At 71.1% G+C, this 10,976-nt stretch carries 12 protein-coding genes; 5 read left to right on the top strand and 7 right to left on the bottom strand.

Annotated elements, in window-relative coordinates; all coding sequences use genetic code 11:
* Both ABZT03_RS29630 and ABZT03_RS29625 read left to right on the top strand, forming a co-directional pair.
* The coding region (locus tag ABZT03_RS29630; RefSeq protein ID WP_356044872.1) for an alpha/beta hydrolase at window positions 1–515 on the top strand (515 nt) is incomplete at its 5' end.
* A 49-nt stretch (window positions 516–564) separates the two neighbouring features.
* Window positions 565–1,281: an alpha/beta hydrolase gene (locus ABZT03_RS29625; RefSeq protein WP_356044870.1), complete on the top strand. Its 717-nt coding sequence runs from the start codon at window positions 565–567 to the stop codon at window positions 1,279–1,281.
* Between the two features lie 139 nt (window positions 1,282–1,420).
* Here ABZT03_RS29625 and ABZT03_RS29620 read toward each other — a convergent pair whose 3' ends face one another.
* Window positions 1,421–1,564, bottom strand: a complete 144-nt coding sequence (locus ABZT03_RS29620) for a hypothetical protein (RefSeq protein WP_356044867.1) — start codon at window positions 1,562–1,564, stop codon at window positions 1,421–1,423.
* Window positions 1,565–1,871: 307 nt separating this feature from the next.
* On the opposite strand from ABZT03_RS29620, the gene ABZT03_RS29615 reads away from it, so the two are divergent.
* Window positions 1,872–2,450: a DNA starvation/stationary phase protection protein gene (locus ABZT03_RS29615; RefSeq protein WP_356044864.1), complete on the top strand. Its 579-nt coding sequence runs from the start codon at window positions 1,872–1,874 to the stop codon at window positions 2,448–2,450.
* Between the two features lie 192 nt (window positions 2,451–2,642).
* Here ABZT03_RS29615 and ABZT03_RS29610 read toward each other — a convergent pair whose 3' ends face one another.
* Complete coding sequence (locus tag ABZT03_RS29610; protein WP_356044862.1) at window positions 2,643–4,265, bottom strand: MFS transporter; 1,623 nt, start codon at window positions 4,263–4,265, stop codon at window positions 2,643–2,645.
* Window positions 4,266–4,590: 325 nt separating this feature from the next.
* Here ABZT03_RS29610 and ABZT03_RS29605 point away from each other — a divergent pair, with 325 nt between their 5' ends.
* Window positions 4,591–5,349 (top strand): DUF2993 domain-containing protein, encoded by a 759-nt coding sequence (locus tag ABZT03_RS29605; RefSeq protein WP_356044859.1) that lies wholly within the window; start codon window positions 4,591–4,593, stop codon window positions 5,347–5,349.
* A gap of 212 nt (window positions 5,350–5,561) precedes the next feature.
* Complete coding sequence (locus tag ABZT03_RS29600; RefSeq protein WP_356044875.1) at window positions 5,562–6,830, top strand: PP2C family protein-serine/threonine phosphatase; 1,269 nt, start codon at window positions 5,562–5,564, stop codon at window positions 6,828–6,830.
* A gap of 360 nt (window positions 6,831–7,190) precedes the next feature.
* On the opposite strand, the gene ABZT03_RS29595 is transcribed toward ABZT03_RS29600, so the two are convergent.
* The 5 genes from ABZT03_RS29595 to ABZT03_RS29575 form a co-directional block, all read right to left on the bottom strand.
* Window positions 7,191–7,583, bottom strand: coding sequence for a Fic family protein (locus ABZT03_RS29595; RefSeq protein WP_356044857.1), 393 nt, complete (start codon window positions 7,581–7,583; stop codon window positions 7,191–7,193).
* Complete coding sequence (locus tag ABZT03_RS29590) at window positions 7,580–7,774, bottom strand: hypothetical protein (protein ID WP_356044855.1); 195 nt, start codon at window positions 7,772–7,774, stop codon at window positions 7,580–7,582. Before ABZT03_RS29590 ends, ABZT03_RS29595 begins: the two co-directional genes overlap by 4 nt.
* Before the next feature lie 1,174 nt (window positions 7,775–8,948).
* Window positions 8,949–9,686 (bottom strand): LamG domain-containing protein, encoded by a 738-nt coding sequence (locus ABZT03_RS29585; protein WP_356044852.1) that lies wholly within the window; start codon window positions 9,684–9,686, stop codon window positions 8,949–8,951.
* A gap of 20 nt (window positions 9,687–9,706) precedes the next feature.
* Window positions 9,707–9,946, bottom strand: a complete 240-nt coding sequence (locus ABZT03_RS29580; protein WP_356044849.1) for a hypothetical protein — start codon at window positions 9,944–9,946, stop codon at window positions 9,707–9,709.
* A 235-nt stretch (window positions 9,947–10,181) separates the two neighbouring features.
* The gene (locus ABZT03_RS29575) at window positions 10,182–10,922 is read right to left on the bottom strand and encodes an NAD(P)-binding domain-containing protein (RefSeq protein ID WP_356044847.1); all 741 of its coding nucleotides are present in this window, start codon (window positions 10,920–10,922) and stop codon (window positions 10,182–10,184) included.
* Window positions 10,923–10,976 lie beyond the last annotated feature (54 nt).

Here is a 10,976-nt window from a genome sequence, read left to right as displayed (position 1 = left end):
TGGACAGTTCCCGGCTGGCCGTGGTCGGTGACTCCGTCGGCGGCAACATGAGCGCCGCCCTGACCCTGATGGCCAAGGAACGCGGCGACGTCCCCCTCGTCCAGCAGGTGCTGTTCTACCCGGTCACCGACGCCGCCTTCGACACCGGCTCCTACCACCAGTTCGCCGAGGGCTACTTCCTGCGCCGCGACGGCATGCAGTGGTTCTGGGACCAGTACACGAGTGACGAGAGCGAACGCGCGCAGATCACCGCCTCCCCGCTGCGCGCCACCACCGACCAGCTCACCGGCCTGCCCCCGGCCCTGGTCATCACCGGCGAGGCCGACGTCCTGCGCGACGCGGGCGAGGCCTACGCCAACAAGCTCCGCCAGGCCGGCGTCCCCGTCACCGCCGTCCGCTTCCAGGGCATCATCCACGACTTCGTCATGCTCAACGCCCTGCGCGAGACCCACGCCGCCCAAGCCGTCATCACCCTCGCCGTCACCACCCTGCGCACCGCCCTCCACACCGGCTGAGTCCGCACGCCCACGTCCTCCGGATCCGCCCACAGGGAAGAGAACCACCATGTCCACCACTCCCACCGTCCTCCTGGTCCACGGCGCCTTCGCCGACGCCGGCAGCTGGTCCGGCGTCATCGCCGAGCTGCAGAAGCACGACATCCCCGTGATCGCACCGCCCAACCCGCTGCGCGGCCTGGCATCCGACGCCGCGTACGTCGCCTCCGTGGCCGCCCAGATCGACGGCCCGGTCGTGCTGGTCGGCCACTCCTACGGCGGTGCGCTGATCACCGTGGCCGGCACGGCGGAGAACGTCGTCGGTCTGGTCTACGTCGCCGCCTACGTCCTGGAGGAGGGCGAGAGCCTCGGCGAGCTTCAGGGCCGCTTCCCGCTCTCCCAGCTCGTCAGCAACCTCAAGGAGTGGACCTACCCCAGCGACGGCACGGAGCCCACGGTCGAGGTCACCATCAAGGCCGAGGCGTACCCGCAGATCTTCGCCGCGGACGTCCCGGCGTCCGTGACCACGGTCCTCGCCGCGGCGCAACGCCCGCTGGCCGCCGGCGCGTTCGCCGAGACGGCCTCGGCGGCCGCGTGGCAGACGAAGCCGTCCTGGGCCCTGGTGGCCGGCGCCGACCAGGCGATCAACCCCGAGGTCGAGCGCTTCGGCGCCAAGCGGGCGGGCGCCACGATCATCGAGGTCGAGGGCGCCTCGCACGCCGTGGCGGTGTCCCAGCCGCAGCAGGTCGCCGACCTCATCCGCGAGGCCGTCCGCGCGACGAGCTGACGGCTGACCGCTGCCGGCACGACAGACCGGCATTCGGCACCGGCACCGGCACCGACGGGTCGCGCGGGCGGACCCCGAGAGGGAGTTCGTCCGCGCGGCCCGTGTCATGTGCGAGGCGGCGCCGTGGACCGTCGACGGTTCAGCCGAGCGTTCCGAGGGCGGCCTCGATCGTCCGGTCGGAGGTGGGGTCGGTGTAGATCATGTGCTGGAGGCGGGTGACGGGCACCTCGGCGTGCACGGCCACGTTCAGCCCGTAGAGCACCTCGCCGCCGGCCGGTCCCACCGGGTCGCCCCGACGAGCACGCCCCCGGTCGGCGTCCTCGACGAGCTCGACGAACCCTCGCCGCCCGGCCCGCGGATCCAGCCGCGGGTGGAGGAGGCGAGGGGCACGACGGCGGCCCGTGCCTCGGGGCGCACGGGGACTTGCCCGAGAGCGAACACCGGGTGCGGGCGGCCGGACGCAGTGCGCTCGCGGACCCCACAGCGTGCGCTGCCGGGCAAGCGCTCCCCGCCCGTCGGCCTAGCGTCGGCGGGGACGCGCGCACAGACACGCACACGTACAGGTATCCACTGCATCGCAGGAGGCGGAAATGAGCGACAACTCCCGGCCCGTGGGCGGCAGTCAGCCGTGGCTGCACCAGAAGGGCGAGGTGATCCAGGAGTTCGGCACGGTCAAGCAGTTCCCGGTCGGCCTGTCCTACGAGGCACGGATGTACTCCTGCCAGCGCCTGAACAGGGTCCTCGCCGACACGCAGATCCTCTACGGCCTCTACAAGAAGCACCACTGGCTGATGCGCGGCGCGACCTTCTACCAACTGCACCTCGTCCTGGACAAGCACGCGGGGGAACAGCTGGAGATCGTCGACACCCTCGCCGAACGCGTGCAGACGCTGGGCGGAGTCGCCGTCGGTGACCCCCGGCACGTCGCCGAGATCACGTCGATCCCGCGTCCGCCGGACGGGGTGGAGGAGGTGCCGGCGATGCTGTCACGGCTGCTGGAGGCCCACGAGTCGATCCTGATCGACGCGCACGACGCCGCCGCCCGGACCGTCGAGCTGGGCGACGACGGCACGAACGACCTGCTGGTGTCCCAGGTGATCAGGACCGGCGAGCTCCAGGCGTGGTTCCTGGCCGAGCACCTGGTCGACACCCCGCTGGTCCGCGCCTGAACGACCCGGCGCGTCGCCCCCTGCGACCGCCGGCGGCACCCCCGGCGACGACTCGGGACTCCCGCGACCGCCGGCACCACCCGCGGCCCCTCAGGACCACCGCGACCGCCGGCACCACCCGCGACGGCTCAGGATCTCCCGCGACCGCCGCCGTAAGACCTACGGCCGTTCGCGCCCCCTCGCGGCCGTCCGTCACCGGGAGGAGTCGGCGTAGGTCTCGTCCCGGTCCCCGGTGGCGGCGGCCGGCTCCTGCGGCCGGTCCTGGTCGCCGGTCCGCCGTCCGGGCAGGACCGCGAGGACGATCAGCGTTCCGGCGGCCATGATGATCCCGCCGACGAGGCTGGTCCCGGCGACGGCGTGGGCGAAGGACTCGTGCACGGCGTCGACCAGGGCCTGGGCCTGCCCGGGTCCGGCCGACGGCGTCCTGGCGATCTGCTCGGCGACCGCCAGGCCGCCGCCGACGGAGTCCTTCGCGGTGTCCAGCGCGGCCGCCGGGAGGTGGCCGCCGACCAGGTCGGTGAGCTTGTCGCGGTAGGCGGTGCCGAGGAGCGAGCCGAGCACGGCGATGCCGAGGGAGCCGCCCAGCTCCAGTGAGGTGTCGTTGGCGCCGCCGCCGACGCCCAGCTCGTTCTCCGGGAACGAGCCCATGATGGTGTCGGTGGCCGGGGACACGCTCAGGCCGATCGCGAAGCCCAGCAGGAGCAGCGTCGGCAGGAAGTCGGTGTACGACGAGCCCTGGTCGACCCGGACGAGCAGCAGGACCCCCGCGGTGCCGATGGCCATGCCGGTCACCACCATCGCCTTCACGCCCAGCCTGGGGGTCAGCCGCCCGGTGACGGCGGCGCCCACGAAGACGGCTCCGGCCAGCGGCAGCAGTCGTACACCCGTCTCCAGGGCGTCGTTGCCGAGGACGAACTGCAGGAACTGGGTGGCGTAGTAGATCGCGCCGAAGGTGCCGAAGAAGAAGAACAGCACCGCGATCATGGAGCCGCTGAAGGGGCGCAGTGCGAACTTGCGCACGTCGAGCATGGGGTGCGGGTGGCGCAACTCCCAGGCCACGAAGGCGATCAGGCCCACGCCGGCGACGATCGCGGCGGTGACGGGGCCGGCGCCCCAGCCGAAGTGGGGGCCCTCGATGGCCGCGTAGACCAGTGAGCCGACGGAGACGATCGACAGCAGTCCGCCGACGAGGTCGATGCGGCCCACGCCCTGCGCCTTGGACGGCGGGATCAGTGCCAGCGCGCCGACGACGGCGACGACCGCGACCGGGACGTTGATCAGGAAGGTCGAGCCCCAGGCGTGGTCCTCCAGCAGCCAGCCGGCGACCAGCGGGCCGACGGCGATGGCGAGGCCGGAGGTGGCGGTCCAGGCCGTGATGGCGCGGGCCCGCTCATGCCTCGGGAAGATCGCGACGAGCAGGGACAGCGTGGCCGGCATGACGACGGCGGCGCCGATCCCCATGATCGCGCGGGCCGCGATGACCAGGTGGGTCTGGTCGACCAGGCTGCCCATCACCGAACCGCCCGCGAAGATCACCAGACCGGTGACAAGCGCGCCGCGACGACTGTACTTGTCACCGATCGCCCCCAGCACCAGCATCAGCGCGGCGTACGGGACGGTGTAGCCGTCGATGACCCACTGGAGGTCGCTGCTGGAGAGGCCCAGGTCCCTCGTCATGTCGGGCGCGGCCACGATCAGCGAGGTGTTCGCCATGACCACGATGAGCAGGCTGAGGCAGAGCACCAGCAGGGCCCACCAGCGGCGGACGTACGGCCCGGGCATCTTGTCGACGGGTGTGGTGGCGAGGAAGGGCATCGGACACTCCTAGGGGACGAGTTAATTGCCCATTGATGTGCAGGCTAGTTTATTGCTCACCACTGTGCAAATATGGGCCGCCGTTCCGAGCCCCGAGGTGACCGCCGGGACCGGTCCGCCTCGCCGAGGCTGCCGGGGATGGCCTGCCGGGCCGTCCTCCCTGCGCCTCGACGGCGAGGCCGCGAGCTCTCTGAACGCCTCACCGGGGACGCCCGCAATGCCGTACGACCGGCGACGGCCGCCAGATCCGCACCCGCCCCGCACCCGCGAGTGCCCTGGCACGCCTCGCCCTCACCCCCACTCTCACCCTCCCGAAGGAGACCTCATGCACCAGCAGCCGCGGCAGGAGCACCGCGCGAGGACCTGTGTGCGCCTCGGGCGCCGACGTCCGGTCGTCGCCGCCGTGGCCGTCGCCGCCGTCCTCGCGCCGGTCCTCACCCTGGTGGCGGCCGACCGGTTCGCGGCGGGGCGGGTGGAGAACCGTACGGCGGAGGCGTTCCAGGACGGCATGGGCACTCCGCGTCGGCCCGAGGTGCACGTCCGCGGCTTCCCGGTGCTGACGCAGCTGGCCTCCGGCACCCTGCGGCACGTGGACGTCACGGCGCACGACATCCCGGCCGACGGCGCCGACCGCCCGCTGCCGGTGTCCTCGCTCACCCTGCGGCTGGACGGGCTGCGCACGTCCGACGACCGTGCGGCGCTGGCCCGCTCGGCGACGGCGACCGCCCGGCTGTCGTACGCGGACCTGTCGGGCGCCCTCGGCCTGGACGTGACCCGGGGCGAGCGCCCCGGCGAGGTCGGGGTGCGCGTCGCCCTGCCGTTCGCCGGGGAGATCACCGTGTCCACGACGGTGTCGGCGGCCTCCGGCAACCGCGTCGCGCTGCGCCGCCCCCGGATCAACGGCGCCGCGCTGCCCGCCGCCGGGCAGGCGCTGCTCGACCGGGCCTTCGAGCGGCCCGTCCCGCTGCGGAACATCCCCGACGGCCTGCGCCTGCGGTCCGTCACCACCACACCGACCGGCCTCGACGCCCTCTTCTCCGGTGAGTCGGTGACCTTCCGACCCGACGACGCGGCCACGGGGTGACCCGCGGGCGGCAGGCGGCCCGACCCGGCGCCGCCGACGAGAAGCGCCCATGCCCCGGGCGTCATGAGGCCCACCCGGGCGCCTCCCGAGACCAGCGCACCCCTCCGAGTCGTACGGCAACGGTGGGGTAGGCGGAGTGGGAGCGAGGAGTTCCGGAGTCGCGAGCCGTACGGAGGTGATCCGTGACGCAGCGGGACAGCGCGGTACGGCGCATGCTGACGGGGCTGCTGGGCGAGAGCCACCTGATGTCGTTCGACCGCCTGCCCTCACGGGTGTCCGCGTTCGCGGCGGAGGCCGGCTTCGGCGAGGTCCTGATCTACCTCGGCGACCTGCAACGCGACGTGCTGCGGCTGCTCACCGGCAAGGGACTCGACGCCGCCGCCGACCCGCCGCAGGGCAAGGCGGAACTGTCGGTGGAGGGCACCGTCGCGGGCCGCGCCTTCCAGTACGGGCGGCTCGTGACCGCCGCCGCCGAGGACGGACGCCACGCCTGGTGGGTACCGCTCCTGGACGGCACCGAACGCCTCGGCGTGATGCACATGACGTCAGCGGAGGACGGCAGGGAGGTCTGCGAGGACATGCTGGCGCTGGCCTCGCTGGTCGCGATGATGGTGGTCGGCAGCCGCGACACCAGCGACTCGCACGCCCGCCTCATCCGCACGCAGCCGATGAACGTGGCGGCGGAGATGCAGTGGACGCTCATGCCGCCTCGCACCTATGCCGACAACCGGGTGGTCGTCGGCGCCGTGATGGAACCGGCGTACGAGGTCAGCGGCGACGCCTACGACTACGCCACCGCCGCGGACGTGCTCCATCTGTCGATCTTCGACGCGATGGGCCACGACACGTCGGCCGGCCTGACCGCCAACCTCGCCGTGGGAGCCTGCCGCAACCATCGCAGGCAGGGCACAGCGCTGGGCGATCTCGGTGACGCCATCGAACGGGTCCTGCTGGAACAGTTCGACCGCTCCCGGTACGTCACCGGCGTCCTCGCCGACCTGGACACCACCACCGGCCTGCTGACCTGGGTCAACCGCGGCCACCATCCACCGATCGTGATCCGCGACGGCCGCTGGACCACCCTCCTGCACTGTCCGCCCGCCCACCCGATGGGCACCGACCTGCGGCTGCCGACCACCGTGTGCCGCGAGCAGCTCCAGCCCGGTGACCGCCTGGTCCTCTACACCGACGGCATCACCGAGGCCCGTACCCCCCGCGGCGAGGAGTTCGGCCTGACCCGCTTCACGGACTTCCTGGTCCGCCACCACTCCGACGGCCTCTCCGTCCCGGAGACCCTCCGCCGCCTCGTCCGCGCCCACCTGCACCACCACCAGGAACACCTGGAGGACGACGCGACGATCCTCCTGTGCGAATGGCTCGGCCCCCGGACAGAACCCACCCCGGCGGTGGGCCCACTGGCGGGAATACCGGCGCCGATGCCGGACGACTCAGACCGCGGCGGCGCAACGGCGCCACGCTGACGGGGAGTCGGGTCACGCCCCCTTGGAAGCCGGCTCCAGAACCGCCACGCACTCCACGTGCTGCGTCATCGGAAAGGTGTCGGCCCGAGTGAGCCGCGGAAACGCCCAGGCCAGGGAAGCTTTATCGGCTTGCCGAGCAGCGTGAGGGCGCCCAGAGCGTCAATGAGCGTCACGACTGGCCGGACAACCGCTGGGCGCCTGCGTGGGCGGCGGCTGAAATTCACCCGTCGTCGACACAACCGTCCTCGGTGCGGCAGACGCGTCACCGTCATCAAGGATCTTGTCGCTTGCTGCGGGACGACTGCGTAGCGCCGGAATCCCTGTGCCTCCGTGGGAGCGTCGGCCGGAGAACGTCGAACGTCAGGAAACGGGGAACCAGACCGACAGGCGCTTGGCGATGCCCGGTACATCGATGTTGTCCTGCGCGACTTCCTCGACGAACGGGCCGGCAATGGAGGCAGGTGGCGGGAAGGTACTGGCGCTGACGCCGTTGAGCCGCAGGAAGACGCGCATGGCGAGCCAGGCGGTGCGCTCGTTGCCGTCGATCAGGGCGTGGTTTCGGGCCACGGAGTGCAGCAGTGCCGCCGCCTTCTCGTGCAGCACGGGATACAACTCGGCTCCGAACAGCTTGGTCCGGGGCCGTTCGATCGCTGACACCAGAAGTCCCATGTCACGCACGCTGTGCTCGGTACCGTTGACCGTGCGGGCGATGGCCAGGATCTCGTCGATCTGGATGTAGCGCACTTCGGTCACTTCAGGTGGTCCAGGATCTCCGCATCGCTGTCCATGAGCTCGGCCAGGACGTCACCGACCTTCAGCTCGGCCCGGTTCTGGGCGTCACGGATGGCCTCGATGGCAAGTTCCTGCTTGCTGCGGCACTCCCGACGGGCACGCTCGGTGAGCTTCGCATCAAGGTCTTCGGGGAGTCGGAGTGTCATCGCCATACAGCGATGATACCGGACTGGTATCTAGGTGGCGAGGTGATACCAGCCGCTCGAGACCTCGGACCACGGCGCCGTGCTTTGTGGCGCGGTCGGCCGCGCTCTCAGTTCCAAGGTTCGTGCAACGAGGTAGCAGCACGCGCCGCCGCCGCCGCCGCTGAGGTGCTTGCCCCGTGCCGACGGCCCCAGTCCGCACGATCCGGGCCGCAGAGGTCCGCGAGGTTGAGACTTCCGATATTCGAGTGCCATCCGAGCGTCAAGATTCTGCGTTCCGCATCGCCGCGTCGCCCGCGAGACCCGTGTCGGCCCTTGAAGCTGCAGCTCAGACCGTTCTGCACAAGCGGACCTCAGCCGGCGCATTCCGCGAGTGAAAACAAGACGAACTGGCCACCTACCGCACAAAGCAGCAGGTCAGGAGCCCTTGGAAGCCGGCTCCAGAACCGCCACGCACTCCACGTGATGCGTCATCGGAAAGATGTCGGCCTGGAAAAGACCAGGTCAGATCGCCTTTCTCGCCTCATCGCCCTGCGTGTGGTCGCCCAGAGCGTCAAACGAGCGTCACGGCCGACAGTCGTCCCTGCTACTCAAAGCAGAAGAGACTGCGCAACCAACTCACCGGCAGGATCCGCCTCGGCTCACTCCGGACGCCAACTCGCACGTCATGCCCCGCACGATTTCTGCGGTCGCCGGAATGGAGTCATGCCCTCCAGCCCACAGCACCCCTCCCCCAGGCGGAGCGTCCTCTCGGACGCGGTTGCCGAGAACCTGGCGCTGTATCGGGAGAAGTTCCGGCGGCGTCTGCCGGAGTCACTGGACGAGTTGCGCGGCCCGACCCATGGGGTCGTGGAGCTGCCGCTGCACATGGCCTGGTCCGGGATGACCTCGTACGGCCTGGGCAATCCTCGCCAGCGCGTGGGCCTATACCGCACCGTCGTGCACGACGGACTGCGCGACGATCTGCCCCGCTACCTCGACAGGAGCTGCTTCTCCGGCTGTGGCCGCTGCTGCGCAGCTTCGTCGGCCACACCGTGCGCACCGTGCAGGAAGACGCCTTCCCCCAACTCGCCTCCCGCACCCTCCAGCAGTGGGCAGGCCGGTACGACTCTCTGGGCACAAGCGCGGAGCCCCGCCCACCCCTCGCCTGGGTGGGCGGGCCCCCGTTCACAGCACCCGGGACTCAGCCGAGCTGGGTGGGACCCGGGCGGTTCCGGCCGAGTGAGGCCACCCCGCCGGGGGTGAGCGCCTCCGTGAAGAGCTGCACGTCAGTCACCTTGCCGGCGGCGTACTCCCCGTAAGTGCCCTCGTAGATGCGGCGCCCAATCTGCAGCGGCCCGGTCGCGTTCCAGGCCGTGCCGTCGTAGGAGGCGGTATCGGCCAGGTCGTCGTTGACGTAGAGACGCAGTTGCCGTGTGTCGGCGTCGAAGACGCCCACGAGGTGGAACCACGTGTTGGTCTTGGGGCTCTGCGCCCCCGTGGTGGGTCCGTAGGCGCTGGTGAACTTGCCGTCGGTGTCGTCCGCGTGGGCGTGGCCGAAGGCGAACGCGTGGGCGCCGCTGGAGTAGTACAGCTGGAGGCCGTTGGCGCTGGTGCCCGACTGCGAGACGAAGGTGGAGTTCGCGGTCAGGCTGCTGAGGTTGGCCCAGGCCGAGACGGTGTAGCTGCGGCTGGTGTCGAGCACGGGGCCCGAGGTGGCCGCGTAGCCGGTGCTGCCGTTGAGAACGAGCGCGCTGCCCCGGGCGGCATCGGCGGTCACGGTGGCGCCACTGTTCAGGGTGAGGCCGTTCGCCGGGCGGATGCGGTCCAGCGTGCCGTCCAGCTTCCACCAGTCGGCGGGCAGGTGGACGTGACCGATGCTCACCGGGGCGGTGAACTGTGCCAGGCCGCCGTCGGCCGCGGCACCCGGGTACTCGATCATCCGGCCGGACCGGGAGGCGGCTACAGCGCCGGGAAGCCGGTGCCCTGCACATCACCCGGAGAGGCGGCGGTCGGGTAGTCCTGCTCGCCGACACCGACCGGGAGCACCGGCTGGGCGGCGGGCAGCACATTGCCGCTGGTGGCGGTCCACTTCTGGTCGGCGATGTTCTTGCAGTCCCAGATGATCACCTGGGTGCGGGGGTTGCGGTTGCCGGCCGGGTCGGCGAGGCAGCCCTCTCCATGGCGCGCAGTCGCCGCCACGGCGGCCGCGGCACAGCGCAGTACGGCAGGCCATGCGAGGTGGCAACCGAAGTGAGGGCCGGACGCGAGATGCACTCTTGCGGATACCTGCAGGCTTGCGGATGTTCGCAGGCAGCGGGGTGCCGAGGCTGCAGCGTGGGGGACTGTGCGCTCTTCGTCTTCGTCTTTGTGGGTTCGTGACGCCCAGTGCTGCCGCCCTCGTGCCGTTGGGTGCACGAGTGCCGCGTCAGGTGTCTCAGCGGTGGGCGGCGCGGTTCATCTCGACGACGTCGTCGACGGTGGGGTTGGTACCGAGGGCTGCGATGCGTTCCGGGAGGCTGTCGCGGATGGCCGCGTCCTTGGCGCGGTCGGCCGCGGCCAGGGCCGAAGGCAGCTCGTCGAGGGTCAGTTCGGTGCAGTAGGCGGGGCTGTTCGGCTGCTGGCGCCAGGAGTCTGCCAGCGTGCCGGCGTCGTAGGGATCGAAGCCGGTGTCGTCCACCAGGCTCATGGCCACCTTCCGCGCCTCCTCGGAGTCGCCGGCGACGGGGATGGCGAGGCGGCCGGGCGTTCCCGCCGGAACACCCTTGGTCCGCTGGGTTTCGGCCAGCGCGGCGTTCCACGCCTTGACCACGGGGCGGCCGAGCAGCTCGGCGGTGTACACGCTCTCCACCTGGCCGCTGTCCACCGCCTCGATCGGCTCGCTGAGCATGCCGGGGTAGTAGTTCGAGGTGTCGATGACCACCGTCTCGTCGGGCACCGACGCGAACAGGTCCGCCAGCTGGCCCGCCACCCCGAACGGGATCGACAGGACGATGACGTCCCTGCCCTGGACGGCGGCGTCGGAGAGCTCCACCGCGCGGGCCCCGGACTCCAGCACCTCCGCCCGGACGGCCTCGGGGCCGCGGGCGTCGGCCACCTGGACGTCGTGACCGGCCGTTCTGAGCTTGGCAGCGAGGTTCCCGCCGATGACCCCGGCGCCTATGACAGTAATTTTCATGATTTGTTCCTTCAGAGGTTGCGCTGCCCCTGAGGGCAGCGCGATGTGATGGCC

It is taken from the genome of Streptomyces sp. NPDC005574, assembly GCF_040605435.1.
Classification (GTDB): domain Bacteria; phylum Actinomycetota; class Actinomycetes; order Streptomycetales; family Streptomycetaceae; genus Streptomyces.
The sequence above is the reverse complement of the archived record's forward strand: the minus strand, read 5'-3'. Positions and strand labels throughout refer to the sequence as shown.

Excerpts from the sequence above, each read along its gene's own strand:
- ABZT03_RS29625 (WP_356044870.1), top strand. The coding sequence starts at position 565 with ATGTCCACCACTCCCACCGTCCTCCTGGTCCACGGCGCCTTCGCCGAC.
- ABZT03_RS29615 (WP_356044864.1), top strand. The coding sequence starts at position 1,872 with ATGAGCGACAACTCCCGGCCCGTGGGCGGCAGTCAGCCGTGGCTGCAC.
- ABZT03_RS29610 (WP_356044862.1), bottom strand. The coding sequence starts at position 4,265 with ATGCCCTTCCTCGCCACCACACCCGTCGACAAGATGCCCGGGCCGTAC.
- ABZT03_RS29605 (WP_356044859.1), top strand. The coding sequence starts at position 4,591 with ATGCACCAGCAGCCGCGGCAGGAGCACCGCGCGAGGACCTGTGTGCGC.
- ABZT03_RS29600 (WP_356044875.1), top strand. The coding sequence starts at position 5,562 with ATGCTGACGGGGCTGCTGGGCGAGAGCCACCTGATGTCGTTCGACCGC.
- ABZT03_RS29590 (WP_356044855.1), bottom strand. The coding sequence starts at position 7,774 with ATGGCGATGACACTCCGACTCCCCGAAGACCTTGATGCGAAGCTCACC.
- ABZT03_RS29585 (WP_356044852.1), bottom strand. The coding sequence starts at position 9,686 with ATGATCGAGTACCCGGGTGCCGCGGCCGACGGCGGCCTGGCACAGTTC.
- ABZT03_RS29575 (WP_356044847.1), bottom strand. The coding sequence starts at position 10,922 with ATGAAAATTACTGTCATAGGCGCCGGGGTCATCGGCGGGAACCTCGCT.